We start from the raw sequence: 18,254 nt of genomic DNA, 5'->3' as shown, positions 1-18,254 counted from the left end.
CATGAGTATTTTTAGCTTTGTGAAAGAAGCAGGCGAAAAACTTATCGATCTGCTGACGCCTGGCAATGCCAACGCCAGCGAGCAGTTGAAGGAACACATCAGCAAGGTCGGCCTGGGTAGCCCGAATGTTCAGGCGACCATTGATGGCGACAAAGTCACTGTCACCGGCGAAGTGGCAAGCCAGGAAGAGAAGGAAAAGATTCTGCTGGCCGTGGGCAATATTGCCGGTGTCGGTAGTGTGGATGACCAGATTACTGTGATCGGCCCGGTTGCTCAGGCGGCGCGGTTCGTCACCGTCAAAAAGGGCGACACCCTCAGCGCGATTTCCAAGGCCGAATACGGCGACGCGAACAAGTACAACAAAATCTTCGAGGCCAACAAACCAATGCTTTCACACCCGGACAAGATCTATCCGGGGCAGGTGTTGCGGATTCCTGAGTAAGGCTTGAGATCGCTTTCGCGGGCAAGCCTCGCTCCCACAGGAATTGTGTCGTTAACGAAGGATGCGAACGACACAGACCCTGTGGGAGCGTGGCTTGCCCGCGATGCAGGCGACTCGGTCTAAAGCCCTGCAATGAGCTCCCGATAATCCCCCACCGCCGCAAACTCGGCAGTGTCCTTCGGCCCTTTGCGGCTGTCTGGCTCGCTCACGGCCAACAGGTGTGCCACGCCAAAATTGCGAGCACTGCGCAGAATCGGCAACGTATCGTCGATAAACAGACTGCGCGCCGGGTCGAAGCCGATGTCGGCCTGCAAGGCATCCCAGAACTGCGGGTCTTCCTTGGCGAAACCGTAATCGTGGGAGCTGATCAACCGCTCGAAATAGGGCGCCAGTTCAATTCTTTCCAGCTTCAATGACAGCGAATCGCGGTGAGCATTGGTGATCAGCACCACGCGCTTGCCGGCCTGTTTGATCGCCGCCAGAAAAGTGTCCGCATCCGGACGCAGGGCAATCAGGTGTGCGGTTTCCAGTTTCAGCTCGCGCACCGACAGCTTCAGCTCGGCGCTCCAGAAGTCCAGGCAGTACCACTGCAACTGACCGGCATGGCGTTCGAACAGCGGCTGCAATTCCAGCTCCGCCATGGCCAGGCTCACTCCGTGCAGCTCGGCATAACGCTTTGGCAGATGCTCCATCCAGAAATGGTTGTCGTAGTGCAGGTCCAGCAGCGTGCCGTCCATATCCAGCAGAACGGTATCGATGTCGCGCCAGGGCAGCAGGGACATAAAAAACTTCTCCAGCGGTAAAAAAGATATCCGAGATAAACAATCAGGATAGGCCTGATGCCAGTCATTCAAGCCCCCTAGCCACAAGCCCGCTCCCACATGAATTGCGCTTAACTGACCAGCATTAAGGATAGGCCGGGTATAGTAACCCGCTTACGCCAAGGAGCCTCTTATGCGCCAGAAACCCACCGTACTCGCCCGCGAGATTGTCGCCACCAGCCGATTATTCTGTGTCGAAGAGCTGAAGTTGCGCTTTTCCAACGGCGTGGAACGTACTTACGAGCGCCTGGTCGGCAAAGGTGCCGGTTATGGCGCGGTGATGATCGTGGCGATGCTCGACGCGGACCACGCGGTGCTGGTGGAGGAATACTGCGGCGGCACCGATGCCTACGAACTGTCCCTGCCCAAAGGCTTGATCGAACCGGGCGAAGACGTGCTGGCGGCGGCCGAGCGGGAGCTCAAGGAAGAGGCCGGGTATGGCGCGGGGCAGCTGGAGCATCTGACCGAGTTGTCGTTGTCACCCGGCTACATGAGCCAGAAGATTCAGGTGGTGCTGGCCACCGATCTGTACGAAGAACGCTTGGAGGGCGACGAACCCGAGCCGATGGGCGTGGACAAGATCAACCTGCGTGAATTGTCGGCGTTGGCGCAGAATCCGCGATTCACTGAGGGCCGTGCCTTGGCGGCGCTGTATCTGGCCCGTGACCTGCTGACTCAGCGTGGGGTATTCCTGCCATGAAGTTGAACTTTCCCCATTCGTTGATGGCGCCGGTCGTTGAACTGGCTTTAAAGGCAGGCGAGGCGATCCTGCCGTTCTGGCGCGTCAATGTTGCCGTGACGGCAAAGTCCGATGATTCCCCGGTCACGGCCGCCGACATGGCCGCTCACCATGTGATTCTGGCCGGGTTGACGGCGCTGGATCCGAGCATCCCGGTGTTGTCCGAAGAGGACGCCAACATTCCCCAGAGCGTGCGCGCCGGCTGGCAGCGCTGGTGGCTGGTCGACCCGTTGGACGGGACCAAGGAGTTCATTTCCGGCAGCGAAGAGTTCACCGTCAACATTGCGCTGATCGAGCAGGGGCGTGTGGTGTTCGGCGTGGTGTCGATGCCCACCAACGGGCGTTTTTATGTCGGCGGTGCCGGGTTCGGGGCCTGGCGTGGCGATCAGGGTGCCGAGCCGTTGCCGATTCAGGTTCGTGAGGTTCCGGCTGTGGGTGAAGCCTTCACGGTGGTCGCCAGTCGTCGGCATTCGAGCCCTGAACAGGAGCGGTTACTCGCGGGGTTGAGCGACAGCCTGGGTGAGCTGCAATTGGCCAACATCGGCAGTTCGCTGAAGTTTTGCCTGCTGGCGGAAGGGGCGGCGGATTGTTATCCACGGTTGGCGCCGACTTCGCAGTGGGATACCGCAGCGGCGCAAGGTGTGCTGGAAGGCGCGGGCGGTGAGGTACTGGATTTGAATGGTGAGCCGTTCTGTTATCCGGCGCGGGAGTCGTTGTTGAATGAGTTCTTTTTGGCGCTGCCGGCTAAGGCGGTATGGCGGGAGAAGTTGTTGGCTTTGGCTCGCAACTAAGATCGTTCCCATGCTCCGCGTGGGAATGCCTCCAGGGACGCTCCGCGTCCAGTGACGCGGAGCGTCACGGGCTGCATTCCCACGCAGAGCGTGGGAACGATCAGTCATCGGTGAAGGACGTACTGCCCGGTAAACCTCACCGCATCCTCTTCGCTCCCGGTATTCACGATCCGCGAATGCAGTGTCAACCGCGCCCGCCCATAGCGTCGATACATCGCCACAAACTTCCTCCACACGGCCGCACTTGGCGCCAGGCAAATCGCCGTCGCGTCAGAGGTGACCGGCAGCGGATAGTTGATCTGCCCTTCCTGAATCACGATATGCCCGTCATCGATGCCTTCTTCGCGCAAACGCAAATGCAACCAGCCCCAGCCGGCCAGCACCGCGCCGCAATACAGGCTGCCACCGAACATGGTGCTCTTGTGATTGACATTGGCCGCAAGCGGTAGATGCAGGCGCAGTTGTTGATCGTGCCAGTCGAGCACCTTGAGGCCCATGTCCCGCGTGAGAGGGATGTCGTGGTGGAGGATCGATTCCAGGTGACGACAGTCGCGGTTCATTCAAAGGCCTCTTGTTTGAAGATGATGAGTTGACGGTAGCTCAATCGACATCGTCGGTGGGGTTACCGGCGCCGCCGTCGGCGAAGTTCAGGCCATGCTTGCGCAGTTTGTCATGCAAGGTTTTGCGCGGAATGCCGAGTGCTTCGGCGAGGCTGCGCACGGAGCTGTGGGAGCGCGCCAGTTCGGCGGCAATCAGGCTCTTTTCGAAGTTCTCCACTTGCTCGCTCAAACCGCCGCTGACCACTTCAATCGTGCTGCCGACGCCACCCTCCGGCGCGCTGTTGTCCAGGGCCAGTTCCAGGCCCAGGGCAAAGCGTTCAGCGGCGTTCTGCAGTTCGCGCACATTACCTGGCCAGGTATGGCGCAACAGCAGCGCCCGGTGCCCCGGTTGCAATTCATGGGGCGGCAAGCCGTGGCGGGCACTGGCTTCATCGGCGAAATGCTGGAACAGCACCAGCGCATCTTCGCCGCGCTCGCGCAGCGGCGGAATGCGTAGCGGCGCGACGTTCAGGCGGTAATACAAGTCGGCGCGGAAGCGGCCCTGATCGGCGGATTGACGCAGATCTTCCTTGGTCGCGGCGATGATGCGGATATCCAGCGGGATCTGTTGGTTGCCGCCCAGTCGCTCGACGACCCGTTCTTGCAGCAAGCGCAGCAATTTCACCTGCACGTCCAGGCTCATGCTTTCGATTTCATCGAGGAACAACGTGCCGCCATTGGCGAATTCGAACTTGCCGATACGACGTTTCTGCGCGCCGGTGAAGGCGCCTGGCTCGTGACCGAACAGCTCGCTTTCCACCACCGACTCGGCCAGGGCCCCGGCGTTGATTGCCACGAACGGGCCGTTACGCCGACTCGACAGGTCGTGCAGCGCGCGGGCCACCACTTCTTTGCCCGCACCGGTTTCGCCGAGGATCAGCACATCGGCCTTGGTCGCCGCCAGTGCACCGATCTGCTCACGCAGGCGCAGCATCGGCGCCGATTGCCCGACCAGTCGAGCGCTCAGCTCGTTGCGATCGCTCAGGGCCAGACGCAGGCTGCGGTTGTCCAGCACTAGCCGGCGCAGGGCCAGGGCACGGCGCACGCTGTCGAGCAAGGCGTCGCTGGCGAAAGGTTTTTCCAGAAAGTCATAAGCCCCGGCGCGCATGGCTTGTACCGCCAGCGGTACGTCGCCGTGGCCGGTGATCAGCAGCACGGGCAGTTCCGGGTCCTGGGCGTGGAGTTCGGTCAGCAGTTCGAGACCGTCCATGCCCGGCATGCGGATGTCGCTGACCACCACACCCGGCCAATCGCGTTCCAGTTGCCCGGCCAGGCCATTGGCTTCAGCGAGCGGCAGGATCTTCAGGCCGGCCAGGTCCAGGGTCTGGCTCAATGCTTGGCGTAGATGGGGATCGTCGTCGATCAACACGACCTGGATGCGGTTGTCGATGGTCATGCACTTCGGTCCTCGGACGGTTGCAGGCTCACGCCCGGTGCGCCTGCGCGCAACTTCAGGGTAATCAGGGCGCCACCTTCCTTGTGGTTGGAGAACGACAGTTCACCGCCGAAGGCGCGCATCAGGGTGTCGCAGATCGCCAGCCCCAGCCCAAGCCCCTGAGTGCGGGTCTTGGTGGTGTAGAAGGGCTCACCGGCACGACCCAGCGCTTCCAGGCAGAACCCGGGGCCGTTGTCGCGAATGTACAGGTTGACGCCGTCGACGGTGGACTCGGCACTCAACCAGAGTTTACGCGGCGGGCCTTTTTCCGTCAGGGCATCGAGGGCATTGGCCAGCAGATTGCCGAGTACCTGGCGCAAGCGGGTTTCCCCGGCTTCGACCCACAGGGTGGCGGCCGGCAGGTCACGGATCAGTTCGACTTCCATGCTGCGCCGACGCTTGGCCAGTAACGCCAGCGCGTCGTCCAGTGCCGGTTGCAGGGCCACGCTTTCCGGGGCGTGGCGATCACGCCGGGCAAAGGCGCGCAGGTGGGCGATGATCGAGGCCATGCGCCCGGTCAATTCGCTGATCAGCTTGAGGTTGCCGCGAGCATCCTCGGTGCGCTGATGGTCGAGCAGCACTTCGGCGTTTTCCGCGTAGCTGCGGATTGCCGCCAGCGGTTGGTTGAGTTCATGGCTGATGCTCGCCGACATCGTTCCCAGTGCCGAGAGCTTGCCGGCCTGCACCAGATCATCCTGGGCGCGTACCAGTTCTTGTTGGGCGTGTTCGCGCTCCAGCACTTCCTGTTTCAATCGACGGTTGAGGCCCTCGAGGTCGCTGGTCCGTTCGGCGACCCGGCCTTCCAGTTCCTGGCGGGCTTTACCTTCGAAGGCGATCCGGTCCAGGTAATGGCGTCGACGCTGCATCATCAGGCCGAGCAGCAGCATTAATACCAACAGCGTTGCACCGCCGATGGCCAGGACCGTGCGTACCGGGCGGTCGATCAGCGTGCGCGGCGCAAGGATACTGACGCTCCAACCGGTTTCTTCGATCTGCCGGGTTTGGGTCAGCCAGGCGTCGGAGGCGAGATCCAACGGCTTTGGATCGCGGGTCGGGTAGGGTTGAACCGCGGTGATGGCCTCACGCTCTTCGTCGTTCAATGGACGGGTCGAACGGAAACGCCACTCTGGCCGCGACGTGAGGATGACCACGCCGTTGTGGTCGGTGACCAACAGTTGTTCAGGGGTTTTGCCCCAGAGGCTTTCGGTGTGGTCGAGGTCGACCTTGACCACCAGCACGCCGATGATTTTTTCGCGGTCACGTACCGCCGCGGCGAAGAAGTAACCGCGCTTGGCCGAGGTGGTGCCCAGGCCGAAGAAGCGCCCAAGGCGCCCGGCCATGGCTTCACTGAAATAAGGGCGGAAGGCGAAATTGCGGCCAACGAAACTGTCGTGTTTGTCCCAGTTGGAGGCCGCCAGCGTCTTGCCAGTGGTGTCCATCAGGTACATGACTTCGGCGCCGGTCTGGGCACTGATATTTTTCAGCAGGCGATTGGCATTGCCTTGAACCACGCCCTCGTCGGGTGCGGCCAATGTCGCGCGCAGGGCGGGCAGTTCGCTGAGAATCTGCGGCAGCACTTCATACCGGTGCAGGGTACCCAGCAGGTTGGCGACGTAGAGGTCGAGGGTCTGACGGTTCTGCCCGGCCAGTTCGCTGCGGTAGTAACGCTCGGCCAGATGCTCCAGCGGCCACAGCAAGGGTGCCAGGCACAGCGCGAGTAGCGCCAGGCTGCGCCAGCGGGGTCTGCGGGGGAGGGTCGGAGTCATGAGCATCAAGCGCCTATGGATATAGACGCATTATGCCTAGGCTTGCGGGCGCAGTCTGCGCACCTTGGATCAAGTGCGCGCTGGCGGTGAAAATTCAGACAGGAATTCAGGAAAAGACTTCAGCGTCCTTCAAGAACGCGGCGGCCTGGTCCTTGGCGGACAACTGCGGTGCTTCGTCCAGCTGCCAGTCGATACCCAGGTCCGGGTCGTCCCAGCGAATGCTGCGCTCGGCCGACGGGGTGTAGTAGTCGGTGGTTTTGTAGAGGAACTCGGCGAAATCACTCAGTACCACGAAACCATGGGCAAAACCTTCCGGCACCCAGAGTTGGCGATGGTTGTCGGCGGACAGGCGCACCGCGACCCATTTGCCGAAATGCGGCGAGCTGCGGCGAATGTCCACGGCCACGTCCAGCACTTCACCGGCGGTGACGCGGACCAGTTTGCCCTGAGTGTTTTCCAGCTGGTAGTGCAAACCGCGCAGTACGCCTTTTTGCGAGCGGGAATGGTTGTCCTGAACGAACTGGGTGTTCAGGCCGGTTGCTTCTTCAAAAGCCTTGGCGTTGAAGCTCTCATAGAAGAAGCCGCGCTCGTCACCAAATACCTTGGGTTCGATGATCAGAACACCGGGGAGGTCGGTGGTGACTACATTCATAGTGTTTCTCCAGCAATAGGCGTTAATGGCCGACATTCTTACGCAAAGTGACGGCTGGCGCGAGTGGTGCGGTGAAGAGAGTTGCGCGGGCATTTGATTCACGCCAACCAGGAAGGGGGTTGCGTATCGCCCCAAGCAGTGGCGATATAAGTGCCTAATAAAATTTCAGGGGTCGTTGTATGCCGCTCGCCACGTTGATTCATCGCGCCAGTCTGCCAAGCCCGCAGGTGTCTGCGGCGCAAGCGCTTGAGCTGCTGGAAGAGCATTACGGGCTGAGCGGGCGGCTACAGGCCTTGGGCAGCCAGCAGGATCTCAACTATCGGGTCGACAGTGATCAGGGGCGTTTTGTCCTGAAAATCTGCCGTGGCGATTATTCGGCGCTGGAGCTGCAAGCCCAGCACGCAGGGCTCAAACATTTGGCGGAGCACCCCGGCGTGCAGGTGCCGCGAGTGATCCCTGCCAGGAACGGTGCAGATCTTCTCTCTCTGGACGTCGGTGGCCAGGCGGTGCATGTACGCCTGCTCGATTACATCGACGGCCAATCCCTGACGCATCTCGATCATCTAAGCCATTCAGTGGTCGCCGGTTTCGGTCGGCTCTGCGGCGAAATGGACCTGGCGCTGACCGGTTTCGATCATCCGGGCCTTGAGCGCACCCTTCAGTGGGACGCTCGCCACGCCAACGCGTTGATTGCGCATTTGCTGCCGGTGATCAAGGACGACCAGCAACGAAAACGGATGGCTGAGAAGGCTGAACAGGCCGAGCGCCATTTGCAGCCTTTGGTGAATAAGCTGCCGGTGCAGGCAATTCACATGGACGTCACCGACGACAACGTGGTCTGGCAGCGTGATGCGCAACGCCAATGGCAATTGCAGGGGGTGATCGATTTCGGCGATCTGGTCCGAACCTGGCGGATCACCGATCTGTCGGTGACCTGTGCCGCGCTGCTGCACCATGCCGATGGCGATCCGTTCTACATTTTGCCGGCGGTTCGGGCTTATCACGCGGTCAATCCGTTGCAGCATGAAGAGTTGCTGGCGCTCTGGCCGCTGATCGTTGCGCGCTCGGCGGTGTTGGTGCTCAGTGGCGAACAGCAGGTCAGCATCGATCCGGGCAATGAGTACAGTCGCGACAACCTGACCCATGAGTGGGAAATTTTCCGCGTTGCCACATCGGTGCCGTTGGCGTTGATGGAGGCGGCGATTCTTTCCACGGTCGGTCAAAGCCTGCCGGGCATCGACAGTGAAGGCTTCGCGCCCTTACTGCCGAGCCTGGTGGGGCGTGAATTTGCGTTGATCGATTTGGGCGTGCTCAGTCCGCATTTCGAGGCGGGTAACTGGGAGCAGCAAGGGATCGATCTGCGCCTGTTGACGGAAGCCGCCGCCGCTCACGGTCTGGCGGCCAGTCGATATGGCCAGTATCGTCTGTCCCAAACCCGACCGGACAGCGCCAGCGAACCGGACACTTTCCCGCTGCACGTTGCGTTGCAAGTGCCTGACGGCACGGCGGTCGAAGCGCCGTTTGCCGGGGTCATCCATATACAGGGGGAGAACTTGCTGCAACTGGACGGCCCAGAGCTCAGCGTTCGGTTGTGGGGTGTAACCCCCTCGGTGCGCAGTGGTGCGGCGTTGGTCAAAGGCCAGGTGCTGGGTTCGGTCAGCGGGCCGTTGAGCGTGCAGTTGTGTCGAAGCGCTCAGCTCGACGCACCGTTGTTTTGCACGCCTACGCGCGCCGCGGCCTGGCAGGCGTTGTGTCCTTCACCCGCCGCGTTACTCGGCCTGGCCTGCGATGCACAAGAGGAACTCGACCCGCAGACGTTGCTGGCCCGCCGGGATGCGAGTTTCGCTCGCTCCCAAAAACATTATTACGTCGACCCGCCGCGTATCGAGCGTGGCTGGCGCAATCACCTGATCGACATGCAGGGCCGCTCCTACCTCGACATGCTCAACAACGTCGCGGTGCTCGGTCATGGTCATCCACGCATGGCCGCCGTCGCTGGCCGGCAGTGGTCGTTGCTCAACACCAACTCGCGCTTTCACTATGCGGCGATTGCCGAGTTTTCCGAACGCTTGCTGAAGCTGGCACCGGACAACATGGACCGGGTATTTCTGGTCAACAGCGGCACCGAGGCCAATGACCTGGCGATCCGCCTGGCCTGGGCCTACAGCGGCGGTCGCGACATGCTCAGCGTGCTGGAGGCGTATCACGGCTGGTCGGTGGCAGCGGATGCGGTCTCGACCTCGATTGCCGACAACCCCCAAGCCTTGAGCAGCCGTCCCGACTGGGTGCATCCGGTGACGGCGCCGAACACCTATCGCGGCGAATTCCGCGGCCCGGACAGCGCGCCGGACTACGTGCGCAGTGTCGAACACAACCTGGCGAAAATCGCCGGGCAGAAACGCCAGCTGGCGGGCTTTATCTGTGAGCCGGTGTACGGCAATGCGGGCGGTATCTCGCTGCCGCCGGGCTATCTGAAGCACGTCTATGCATTGGTTCGCGCGCAGGGCGGGGTGTGCATCGCCGACGAGGTTCAGGTCGGTTACGGCCGCATGGGCAAATTTTTCTGGGGCTTCGAAGAGCAGGGCGTGGTACCGGACATCATCACCATGGCTAAAGGCATGGGTAATGGCCAACCGTTGGGCGCGGTGATCACTCGCCGGGAAATCGCCGAAGCGCTGGAGGCCGAGGGTTATTTCTTCTCGTCCGCTGGCGGCAGCCCGGTCAGTTGCCGGATCGGCATGGCGGTGCTGGATGTGATGGAAGAAGAAAAGCTCTGGGAAAACGCCCAGGTCGTTGGCGGGTATTTCAAGGAGCGTCTTGAAGCGTTGATCGACCGGCATCCGTTGGTGGGGGCGGTGCATGGTTCCGGCTTCTATCTGGGCGTGGAGTTGATCCGCAATCGAGAAACCCTTGAACCGGCGACTGAAGAAACCACGGCACTGTGCGATCGCCTTCGTGAGTTGGGGATCTTCATGCAGCCGACGGGCGACTACCTGAACATCCTCAAGATCAAACCGCCGATGGTTACGTCGCGTCAGAGCGTGGATTTCTTTGTCGACATGCTATCGAAGGTTCTCGAGGAAGGTCTGTAAACACATACCCCTGTGGGAGCGAGCAAGCTCGCTCCCACAGGGATTGCATTTAAATTCGATTATTATCTGTGTTAAGTGAGTTGTTTTTGACGGATTGAGTATTTATTGCTTTAAAAGCCGATTTTTATCGGCTATAAAGTCGCCACTGCCCACGGTGTGGATGAACCACGCCTGGTGCTGCCTCTTTCTGTCACCGGTCGATGCCACCCTCGACCCTCAAGCGCTCGCCCAGGAGCCGATTCATGAGCCGTACCGTTACCGTCGCCGCTACCCAGATGGCCTGTTCCTGGGACCTTGAGGCCAACATTGAAACCGCTGAGAAGCTGGTCCGTGAGGCCGCGGCGAAAGGCGCACAAATCATCCTGATTCAGGAACTGTTCGAAGCTCCGTACTTCTGCCAGAAGCCGAACCCGGATTACCTGCAACTGGCCACGTCGGTCGAAGACAACGTCGCCATCAAGCACTTCCAGAAAGTCGCCAAAGAACTGCAGGTCGTTTTGCCGATCAGCTTCTACGAACTGGCCGGCCGCGCGCGTTTCAACAGCATTGCGATCATCGATGCCGACGGCAGCAACCTCGGGATTTATCGTAAAAGCCACATCCCGGATGGCCCTGGCTACCACGAAAAGTATTACTTCAACCCGGGCGATACCGGCTTTAAAGTCTGGAACACCCGTTACGCGAAAATCGGCGTGGGCATCTGCTGGGATCAGTGGTTCCCTGAGTGCGCCCGTAGCATGGCGCTGCAAGGCGCGGAAATCCTGTTCTACCCGACCGCCATCGGCAGCGAGCCACACGACAAGACCATTTCGTCCCGCGACCACTGGCAGCGCGTGCAACAAGGCCATGCCGGCGCCAACCTGATGCCGCTGATCGCCAGCAACCGCATCGGTAACGAAGAGCAGGACGGCTACGACATTACCTTTTACGGCTCGTCGTTCATCGCCAACCAGTTTGGCGAGAAAGTCCAAGAGCTGAACGAAACCGAAGAAGGCATTCTGGTTCACAGTTTCGACCTCGATGAGCTGGAACACATCCGCAGCGCCTGGGGCTCGTTCCGTGACCGTCGTCCGAACCTGTATGGCGCGATCAAAACCCTCGACGGTTCCCTGGAGTCCTGAACCATGACCACTTTGAACAGCACCCCTCGCACCGACGGCTTTTACATGCCAGCCGAATGGGCACCACAGACCCAGACCTGGATGGTCTGGCCCGAGCGTCCGGACAACTGGCGCCTGGGCGGCAAGCCGGCGCAGGCCGCCCACGTGGCGGTGGCCAAGGCCATCGCCCGATTCGAACCGGTGACCGTGGCGGTTTCCGCTGGCCAGTACGAAAACGCCCGTGCCCGTCTCGATGTGCCGAATATTCGTGTGGTTGAGATGTCCAGCGATGACGCCTGGGTTCGGGATACCGGCCCGACGTTCGTCATCAACAACCGCGGCGAAGTCCGTGGCGTGGATTGGGACTTCAATGCCTGGGGCGGTTTCGACGGTGGTCTGTATTCGCCGTGGAACCGTGACTCGCAGGTGGCGGGCAAGATCCTCGAAATCGAGCGCAGCCCGCGCTACCGCACCGAGGGCTTCGTGCTTGAGGGCGGTTCGATCCACGTCGACGGCGAAGGCACCCTGATCACTACCGAAGAATGCCTGCTCAACCGCAATCGCAACCCGCACATGAACCGTGCGCAAATCGAAGCGGTGCTCAGCGCAAATCTGGCTGTGGATAAAATTATCTGGCTGCCGGACGGTTTGTTCAACGACGAAACCGACGGCCATGTGGATAACTTCTGCTGCTATGTGCGTCCCGCTGAAGTGCTGTTGGCCTGGACCGATGACCCGCAGGACCCGAACTACCCGCGCTGCCAGGCGGCAATGAACGTGCTGAAAAACAGCACCGATGCCAAGGGGCGCCCATTCACGGTGCACAAAATGCCGATTCCGGGGCCGCTGTACGCGACCGAAGACGAGTGCGCTGGCGTGGATCCGGTAGACGGCACTCAGGAGCGCAATCCAACCGTTCGTCTGGCCGGCTCTTATGTGAACTTCCTGATCGTCAACGGCGGCATCATCGCGCCGAGCTTCGACGACCCGCTGGACGGCCCGGCCAAAGAGATTTTGCAGAGCTTGTTCCCGCAGCACGAAGTGGTCATGGTGCCAGGTCGCGAACTGTTACTTGGGGGCGGTAACATCCATTGTCTTACCCAACAACAGCCCGCTCCGCACAAGGAGTGAGTGAGGTCGTAACAGATTGAGTTGATTGAAAAATCGATTTAGCAACGATTTTGCCTCGTCGTTTCGCGCGAAGCCCGCAGCCCATCAGGACTGCGGGCTTTTTTGTATCCACTTGTCGACACTTCGAAAACATTGGCACAGCTCTTGTATCTTCGATGGCGCAAGACGGGGAGGGAGAGAACTTCGATGTTCTGTCATAAACCTTGGATAAGTTAGCCGCTCACAAACCAGGAGAGAGCGCTGAGATGAACGCCGAAATGAATGTCGTGAGCGAGCGGGCACTGCATCCCCTGGCAGTTAACAGCGAATCGCTCCAGGTCCTGGCGCAGTGGTTGAAGTCCAATGGAACGCGTCAGATCAGAGAGCCTGATCCGCGCCGGATGATGATCGAGCGCTACCCCGCTGGTTTATTCAGCGAGGCGGAACTGGAAGCATTGTGGGATGTGATGGAAGGATAAGAAGAAAAACAACGGATTGATAAAAGCGCTGCCGGGAAGGCGGCGCTTTTTTATGGGCGAAGGATTTTTTGTAATCACTGAAAATCAACTGTGGGAGCGAGCCTGCTCGCGATGGCGATCTTACAATCAACGAATATGTTGAATGTAATGGCCTCATCGCGAGCAGGCTCGCTCCCACAAGGTTTTGCATTGTTTAGAAGATATAGGTTCCGGTCATGTCGGCCATAACCTGGAGGAAAACCAAAAGTATTCGACCGATTCATGAAACAGACTGAAAGCCATTCCAGCGTTTTTCCGAAACAGTCTGGGGATTAATCTGCCGGCATTGAGTTTTCCTACCTTTTTGCCGGAGCCTTCCTATGATCCTTCACTACATTTACGACCCGTTATGCGGCTGGTGCTACGGCGCCAAACCATTGGTGCAGGCTGCCCAAGCCGTGTTGCCGGTAATCGCCCACGGTGGCGGCATGATGACCGGTGCCAACCGCCAGAGCGTTTCGCCACAGCTGCGTAACTACGTGATGCCCCATGACCGACGGATCGCCGAGTACACCGGCCAGCCGTTTGGCGAGGCGTATTTTGAGGGGTTGCTGCGTGATTCGACGGCGGTGTTCGATTCCACGCCGCCGATTGCCGCCGTGCTGGCGGCCGAGCAGATCGCTGGACGCGGCCTGGAGTTGCTGGGGCGTTTGCAGACGGCTCATTACATGGAGGGTCGACGCATCGCTGACGAAGTCGTTCTGCTGGAACTCGCCATACAAACAGGTCTTGAACTTGAGGCCTTCCAACAGGCGTTCAATAAAGCCGACACGGATCGCCATATCAAGGACAGCCGTACACTCTTGGCCAACGTCGGCGGTCAGGGTTTCCCGACCTTTGCGCTGGAACAGGATGGCCAGTTCACCCTGATCGATATCGGTCCCTGGCTCGGCAAGCCGCAAGCCTTCGTCCAATGGTTGAGCCAGTCGCTTGCGGTAAAAGAGTCTTCATCCGCCTTTCAAGTCTGTGGCCTCGACGGCTGCGCCCATTGAACTCACCTGGAGTCACCATGGATAACCTGAGCCTGATCAAAAGCACCTACGAAGGCGCCAACTCCCAGGAGAACGCGCGCAACACTGCCGCGGCGCTGGCCGATGAGGCCCAGTGGACCGAAGCGGCGGGATTTCCGTACGCCGGGACCTACGTCGGTTTCGACGCTATCGTCGAAAACGTCTTCAAGCGTTTGGCCACCGAGTGGGAAGGTTTTCAGTTCAAGGTCGAGAATTACGTCGCACAGGGCGACAAGGTATTTGCCTACGGCAATTACAGCGGCGTCTACAAAACCACTGGCCGCGCGATGAACGCCCGAGTCGCTCATTTGTGGACTCTGGCCAACGGAAAAGTCACGCATTTTGAACAATTCGTCGACAGCCACACTGTGCAATTGGCTATCGCTGACAGGTGATTTCTTAGACGTTTCTCGCCTGTTTACCCGTTCAAGTACGTCGTGCAAAGTGGCCCGATCAACATCTTCTGAAGATCGGCTGAGTTGTTCAGACTCGATAAAAAAACCGACAGGCTCGGGTTTTTTTCGCCTCATGACCGTAGAAAAACACTGAAAAGGGCTGTTTTCGATCGTAAAAAGTCGAATTGAAGCAATTTTATACTGCGTTTCAAGCAACGCTTGATATGCCTGAAATTCTTTCTCATGGGCCGCCAATCCTGCGCCTACTAGATTAGGCCGCTAAATGCAGCGGAGGCCTAGTAATGATCGTTTTGAACAGAGAAGTTGGCGAATCGCTACGACGCGACAAGTATGTCAATGTCCAGGGAGCCGACTTCAATCTCTTCGGTCATTTTTCCGACTTCGTCAGATTGACCAAAAGTTGGGAAAGCATGGAGCTGGACAGTTATTACGGCCAGGCCGATGCGGGCATGCGTTTCCGTCGTTACAGCGATTTCGAATACAACCCGGTCACCCGCGATTTGAAGCAGTTGGAGCACCGCGCCTACGTACAATCGAAGGCCAACAACAGCTACGTCGGCGGACTGGAGCGGCACTTTCAGGACTTCTCCAATGAGGTTATTAATTCGCCGGTGATGCGCAGCCTCATCGATGCGGATTTCGAGGTGTACAAACACGTATTGCCGCCGGAGTTGCACGACGAAATCTGGCAATGCCAGATCCATCAGATCCGCATCGAGATCAAGCCGGGCAAGCAACTGGAAATCACCCCGGAAGGGATTCATTGCGACGGTTATCCGTTCAGCGGTGTGCATTTCTGGGGCCGTAACAACGTGGAGGGGGCGGAGAGCCGTTTGTATTCGGCCCAAGAGGAACAGCTGGCGGCGACGACCTATCTGGACATCCTCGACACCACCTACTTCCTCGATCGCGACATGCGTCACTACGTGACACCGGCACGCAACACCCATGCCCACGAAATGGCCTATCGGCAGATTCTGGCCATTTCCTTCTCGCGGCCCGGGACCGCTTTCGACATTGTTCGCTGAACAGCTAGACCCGATGATGAACATCGCCGAGTGTTCTGCACCAGTGATGCTGCAGCGCGCGACGGCCAAGGACGCCCAACGCCTGGAGCGCTTCTTTCGGCAATTCGAAGAAGTGTCGTTCTGTGAATGGCAGGACGCCAAATGCCTGCGCGGTGTGTTGGTGCAGCAAACCACCACCGCGTTCCTCGCGCTCGATGTCCGTGGCGAAGTGGTCGGCGCGGTGTTGGGCGGCATGCTCGGCAGCCGTGGCACCATCAATCACCTGGCGGTGAGCCCGTTGTATCGCAGCCAGGGCGTAGGTCAACGCCTGGTGGAAGCGGCATCGGCAGACATGAAACGGGTGGGTGTACTGCGGATGTTCCTGTTCGTCGACGATGCTAATCTGGCCGGCAAACGCTTTTGGAGTGCCCAGGGCTTTTGTGAGCCGCGCGGCGAAACTACCTTTGAGAGGGACCTATGAATGAGACGTCCAGCAGCCAGCCGCTGATGGTCGAGCCCCTGCCCTCGCGCACCTTTGCTGAAGCCAGCCCGGTAGTGGCGGGTTACTTCACGGTGTCGTTTGTGTTTGGTTTGATGGCCGTCAATGCCGGGTTGCCCGTGTGGCTGCCGGTCGCGATGTGCCTGTTCGTCTACGCCGGTGCCTCGCAGTTCGCCGCTCTGGCGCTGATCTCCAGTGGTGCGTCGCTGACCACCATCATCCTCACCACGTTTCTGATCAATGCGCGGCATATGCTGATGTCGGTCTACATGGCCAAGGCCCTGCAAGCGCTGGGGCTCAGTCGCCTTGAGCGCTGGTGTTATGCCGGCGGGCTGACCGATGAATCGTTCGCTTTCCACAGCGTCAAACTGGGCAAGGGTGCACCGGTCAATGTGCGTTACCTGATCGGCTTCAATCTGTATTGCCATACGTCGTGGGTGATCGGCGGTTTGCTGGGGGCGATTTGCGCCCAGTACGCGGCGCACCTGATCAAGTACCAGCTCGACTATGCGCTGACGGCGATGATGCTCTACGTGTTGGTATCACTCTGCAACACCCGTAAAAAATTGATCGCCGCACTGGCAGCGGTCGCCTGCATGGGTGTTCTGAGCCTGATCGGCAACTCACCCTTCAACGTCTTCATCGCCACATTCGTGGGCTGCGGGGTGGGTGTATGCCTGACCAAACGTTCCTGATCCTGGTCGTCGCACTGATGATGGCCGTGACCTTCCTGCCGCGTGCGTTGCCACTGCAGGTGAACACTGATCATTGGCCACCCCTGGTCGCCCGGGCGCTGGAGTTTCTGCCGGTGGCGATCGTCGCTGCAATCAGCCTTACGCCCCTGTTGATCAAGGATCAGCATGTGCAGCTCGATCGCCCGGAATTCTATGCAGCCATTCCGACGTTGTTATGTGCGTATTTCAGCAAAAACCTCTTTCTCAGCGTAGCGGTGGGAACGGTTGCGTACATCGCGCTCGGATCGTTCATGTAGCGGCAGAGCAACCACGTCATTCAAGGCCTGGCCCGACAACTCTGGGTTATTGATCGCGAGCCGCACTTCGAGGGAGTCCTCGAAACCCGGGAAAATGGTCAAGCCGTTACGCAGGGCCGCCTCACGGGAAACCATGCCCAGGCCGTCCATTTGCGTGATCAATGACAGGGTCAGGGTCTCGCTGCAGGAATAGATCATCCGTTTGCCTGACTCGTAGTTGCCAAGGCCCGCGTCGAGAAAGCGCAAGAAACTGTGGGAATACGGACAATCGTCGGCCGGCCGAACCTGAAACTTGTTGCCGAGCAGCACCAGCGGGTCGTTTTCCTGACCGCAATGAGCGCCGACCACCTGCACCTGCACATAGGGCAGGGCGATGCTGGGTAACCCCGGTTGTTGCGGCCCGATCAGCACGGCTAGGTCGAAGTCCTCATTCTTCAACTTGCTGAGGTTTTCCATCGACTCGGCGTAGCTGAATTCCAGTTGATAGTCGGGAAACACCTCAATGAGGCGTCCGATCATGCGCCGGTTGAAGTCGGCCGAGAGCGTGGTGTTAAGTGCAACTTTGAGCGTGCGCTGCCCAGGCACTTTGAGCGTGGCGACTTTCTCTTCCAGTTGCCGCGTGGCGACCAATACCTTGTCCATGTAGGGCGTGAGCTCCGTGCCCTGCGTTGTTAGAGTCAGCCCCTTGTTGGAGCGACGAAACAACCGAAAACCGAACTGCTCTTCGACCTTGTTCAACTGCGCGGCCAATGCCTGCACGCTCAAACAGGAATGCTCTGCCGCCGCCGACAATGAGCCGGTCTGCACGATGCGCATGAGGTTGCGTAAGGTTCTGCTATCCATTTGGGTAATGCCCTCTAAAGTGGGCTGGCTATTGTTGTGTACCTTGCCGCCCGGTGGGCGTCGGTCGCGTGCTGGCTATGATCCTGCAGCTGAGCATGCTTGTCCCGAGTTTAGTAGCGAAATGATTCCGCGTCCGATGGCTGGAGGCTTACACAGGATCGGGTTTTTTGGCGGGGGGGGCGGCTGATCGGGGTCAAAAAAACGGCCCGGATGGGGGAGGTGTGGGCGTTTTTTGAGTGTTGGTTGATCAAGAAACCTTTTCCCAAGGCAAAAAAAAGCAGCCTGGATCAGGCTGCTTTCATGAAAAGGTGCTTGATATTGTGCTCCCTCAAGCAGGGGAGAAGAGGTCTCACCAGGCGCCGATTTCCAAGTCATCAACGAGGTTCCTACGCCGACTATTGCCACTTGGAGGCAGTCGGTTTC

Annotated in this window: 19 protein-coding genes; 13 read left to right on the top strand and 6 right to left on the bottom strand. The window is 59.4% G+C overall.

The annotated features are described in order from the left end of the window. Position 1 precedes the first annotated feature (1 nt). Positions 2-442, top strand: coding sequence for a peptidoglycan-binding protein LysM (gene lysM, locus AACY49_RS14600; RefSeq protein ID WP_339524628.1), 441 nt, complete (start codon positions 2-4; stop codon positions 440-442). Between the two features lie 119 nt (positions 443-561). On the opposite strand, the gene yrfG is transcribed toward lysM, so the two are convergent. Next, on the bottom strand, positions 562-1,224 hold the full coding sequence (yrfG, locus tag AACY49_RS14595) for a GMP/IMP nucleotidase (RefSeq protein WP_339524626.1): 663 nt from the start codon (positions 1,222-1,224) through the stop codon (positions 562-564). Between the two features lie 172 nt (positions 1,225-1,396). On the opposite strand from yrfG, the gene nudE reads away from it, so the two are divergent. Together nudE and cysQ are read left to right on the top strand one after the other, a co-directional pair. Beyond that, positions 1,397-1,963, top strand: coding sequence for an ADP compounds hydrolase NudE (nudE, locus tag AACY49_RS14590; RefSeq protein WP_258698033.1), 567 nt, complete (start codon positions 1,397-1,399; stop codon positions 1,961-1,963). After that, positions 1,960-2,793 carry a 3'(2'),5'-bisphosphate nucleotidase CysQ gene (cysQ, locus tag AACY49_RS14585; protein ID WP_339524624.1) on the top strand — a complete coding sequence of 278 codons (834 nt, stop codon included), beginning with the start codon at positions 1,960-1,962 and terminating at the stop codon, positions 2,791-2,793. The genes nudE and cysQ overlap by 4 nt, the downstream gene beginning before the upstream one ends. A gap of 104 nt (positions 2,794-2,897) precedes the next feature. On the opposite strand, the gene AACY49_RS14580 is transcribed toward cysQ, so the two are convergent. The 4 genes from AACY49_RS14580 to rfbC all read right to left on the bottom strand — a co-directional run bounded on the left by AACY49_RS14580 (position 2,898) and on the right by rfbC (position 7,245). Continuing rightward, positions 2,898-3,353: a thioesterase domain-containing protein gene (locus AACY49_RS14580; protein WP_339524622.1), complete on the bottom strand. Its 456-nt coding sequence runs from the start codon at positions 3,351-3,353 to the stop codon at positions 2,898-2,900. 40 nt (positions 3,354-3,393) lie between these two features. Then, positions 3,394-4,788, bottom strand: a complete 1,395-nt coding sequence (locus AACY49_RS14575; RefSeq protein ID WP_339524620.1) for a sigma-54-dependent transcriptional regulator — start codon at positions 4,786-4,788, stop codon at positions 3,394-3,396. Then, positions 4,785-6,593, bottom strand: a complete 1,809-nt coding sequence (locus tag AACY49_RS14570; protein ID WP_339524619.1) for a sensor histidine kinase — start codon at positions 6,591-6,593, stop codon at positions 4,785-4,787. Before AACY49_RS14570 ends, AACY49_RS14575 begins: the two co-directional genes overlap by 4 nt. 106 nt (positions 6,594-6,699) lie before the next feature. Next, positions 6,700-7,245, bottom strand: a complete 546-nt coding sequence (gene rfbC, locus AACY49_RS14565; protein WP_258698028.1) for a dTDP-4-dehydrorhamnose 3,5-epimerase — start codon at positions 7,243-7,245, stop codon at positions 6,700-6,702. 179 nt (positions 7,246-7,424) lie between these two features. On the opposite strand from rfbC, the gene AACY49_RS14560 reads away from it, so the two are divergent. The 10 genes from AACY49_RS14560 (at position 7,425) to AACY49_RS14515 (ending at position 16,988) form a co-directional block, all read left to right on the top strand. Further along, entirely contained in the window at positions 7,425-10,337 is a 2,913-nt protein-coding gene (locus tag AACY49_RS14560) for an aminotransferase (RefSeq protein ID WP_339524618.1), read from the top strand. Positions 10,338-10,579: 242 nt separating this feature from the next. Beyond that, positions 10,580-11,458, top strand: a complete 879-nt coding sequence (aguB, locus tag AACY49_RS14555) for an N-carbamoylputrescine amidase (protein ID WP_320392555.1) — start codon at positions 10,580-10,582, stop codon at positions 11,456-11,458. 3 nt (positions 11,459-11,461) lie between these two features. Continuing rightward, a complete protein-coding gene (gene aguA / locus AACY49_RS14550) occupies positions 11,462-12,568 on the top strand; it encodes an agmatine deiminase (protein ID WP_339524617.1) in 1,107 nt (368 codons plus the stop codon). Between the two features lie 245 nt (positions 12,569-12,813). Further along, complete coding sequence (locus AACY49_RS14545; protein WP_030129326.1) at positions 12,814-13,026, top strand: hypothetical protein; 213 nt, start codon at positions 12,814-12,816, stop codon at positions 13,024-13,026. 359 nt (positions 13,027-13,385) lie between these two features. Next, the gene (locus AACY49_RS14540; protein ID WP_339524614.1) at positions 13,386-14,057 is read left to right on the top strand and encodes a DsbA family protein; all 672 of its coding nucleotides are present in this window, start codon (positions 13,386-13,388) and stop codon (positions 14,055-14,057) included. Between the two features lie 17 nt (positions 14,058-14,074). Further along, positions 14,075-14,470: a nuclear transport factor 2 family protein gene (locus AACY49_RS14535; protein WP_258698023.1), complete on the top strand. Its 396-nt coding sequence runs from the start codon at positions 14,075-14,077 to the stop codon at positions 14,468-14,470. Positions 14,471-14,772: 302 nt separating this feature from the next. Further along, positions 14,773-15,519: a 2OG-Fe dioxygenase family protein gene (locus AACY49_RS14530; protein WP_339524611.1), complete on the top strand. Its 747-nt coding sequence runs from the start codon at positions 14,773-14,775 to the stop codon at positions 15,517-15,519. 46 nt (positions 15,520-15,565) lie between these two features. Then, a complete protein-coding gene (locus tag AACY49_RS14525) occupies positions 15,566-15,979 on the top strand; it encodes a GNAT family N-acetyltransferase (protein WP_258700806.1) in 414 nt (137 codons plus the stop codon). After that, on the top strand, positions 15,976-16,692 hold the full coding sequence (locus AACY49_RS14520; RefSeq protein ID WP_258698021.1) for an AzlC family ABC transporter permease: 717 nt from the start codon (positions 15,976-15,978) through the stop codon (positions 16,690-16,692). Before AACY49_RS14525 ends, AACY49_RS14520 begins: the two co-directional genes overlap by 4 nt. Next, the gene (locus AACY49_RS14515; RefSeq protein ID WP_258698020.1) at positions 16,671-16,988 is read left to right on the top strand and encodes an AzlD domain-containing protein; all 318 of its coding nucleotides are present in this window, start codon (positions 16,671-16,673) and stop codon (positions 16,986-16,988) included. The genes AACY49_RS14520 and AACY49_RS14515 overlap by 22 nt, the downstream gene beginning before the upstream one ends. Here the strand turns inward: AACY49_RS14515 and AACY49_RS14510 are convergent. Then, a complete protein-coding gene (locus AACY49_RS14510) occupies positions 16,905-17,831 on the bottom strand; it encodes a LysR family transcriptional regulator (protein WP_320392553.1) in 927 nt (308 codons plus the stop codon). The genes AACY49_RS14515 and AACY49_RS14510 overlap by 84 nt on opposite strands. Between the last annotated feature and the right edge of the window lie 423 nt (positions 17,832-18,254).

It is taken from the genome of Pseudomonas sp. EL_65y_Pfl2_R96 (assembly GCF_963970905.1).
In the GTDB taxonomy this organism is placed as follows: Bacteria; Pseudomonadota; Gammaproteobacteria; order Pseudomonadales; family Pseudomonadaceae; genus Aquipseudomonas.
The sequence above is the reverse complement of the archived record's forward strand: the minus strand, read 5'-3'. Positions and strand labels throughout refer to the sequence as shown.

Excerpts from the sequence above, each read along its gene's own strand:
- lysM (WP_339524628.1), top strand. The coding sequence starts at position 2 with ATGAGTATTTTTAGCTTTGTGAAAGAAGCAGGCGAAAAACTTATCGAT.
- yrfG (WP_339524626.1), bottom strand. The coding sequence starts at position 1,224 with ATGTCCCTGCTGCCCTGGCGCGACATCGATACCGTTCTGCTGGATATG.
- nudE (WP_258698033.1), top strand. The coding sequence starts at position 1,397 with ATGCGCCAGAAACCCACCGTACTCGCCCGCGAGATTGTCGCCACCAGC.
- cysQ (WP_339524624.1), top strand. The coding sequence starts at position 1,960 with ATGAAGTTGAACTTTCCCCATTCGTTGATGGCGCCGGTCGTTGAACTG.
- AACY49_RS14580 (WP_339524622.1), bottom strand. The coding sequence starts at position 3,353 with ATGAACCGCGACTGTCGTCACCTGGAATCGATCCTCCACCACGACATC.
- AACY49_RS14575 (WP_339524620.1), bottom strand. The coding sequence starts at position 4,788 with ATGACCATCGACAACCGCATCCAGGTCGTGTTGATCGACGACGATCCC.
- AACY49_RS14570 (WP_339524619.1), bottom strand. The coding sequence starts at position 6,593 with ATGACTCCGACCCTCCCCCGCAGACCCCGCTGGCGCAGCCTGGCGCTA.
- rfbC (WP_258698028.1), bottom strand. The coding sequence starts at position 7,245 with ATGAATGTAGTCACCACCGACCTCCCCGGTGTTCTGATCATCGAACCC.
- AACY49_RS14560 (WP_339524618.1), top strand. The coding sequence starts at position 7,425 with ATGCCGCTCGCCACGTTGATTCATCGCGCCAGTCTGCCAAGCCCGCAG.
- aguB (WP_320392555.1), top strand. The coding sequence starts at position 10,580 with ATGAGCCGTACCGTTACCGTCGCCGCTACCCAGATGGCCTGTTCCTGG.
- aguA (WP_339524617.1), top strand. The coding sequence starts at position 11,462 with ATGACCACTTTGAACAGCACCCCTCGCACCGACGGCTTTTACATGCCA.
- AACY49_RS14545 (WP_030129326.1), top strand. The coding sequence starts at position 12,814 with ATGAACGCCGAAATGAATGTCGTGAGCGAGCGGGCACTGCATCCCCTG.
- AACY49_RS14540 (WP_339524614.1), top strand. The coding sequence starts at position 13,386 with ATGATCCTTCACTACATTTACGACCCGTTATGCGGCTGGTGCTACGGC.
- AACY49_RS14535 (WP_258698023.1), top strand. The coding sequence starts at position 14,075 with ATGGATAACCTGAGCCTGATCAAAAGCACCTACGAAGGCGCCAACTCC.
- AACY49_RS14530 (WP_339524611.1), top strand. The coding sequence starts at position 14,773 with ATGATCGTTTTGAACAGAGAAGTTGGCGAATCGCTACGACGCGACAAG.
- AACY49_RS14525 (WP_258700806.1), top strand. The coding sequence starts at position 15,566 with ATGCTGCAGCGCGCGACGGCCAAGGACGCCCAACGCCTGGAGCGCTTC.
- AACY49_RS14520 (WP_258698021.1), top strand. The coding sequence starts at position 15,976 with ATGAATGAGACGTCCAGCAGCCAGCCGCTGATGGTCGAGCCCCTGCCC.
- AACY49_RS14515 (WP_258698020.1), top strand. The coding sequence starts at position 16,671 with ATGCCTGACCAAACGTTCCTGATCCTGGTCGTCGCACTGATGATGGCC.
- AACY49_RS14510 (WP_320392553.1), bottom strand. The coding sequence starts at position 17,831 with ATGGATAGCAGAACCTTACGCAACCTCATGCGCATCGTGCAGACCGGC.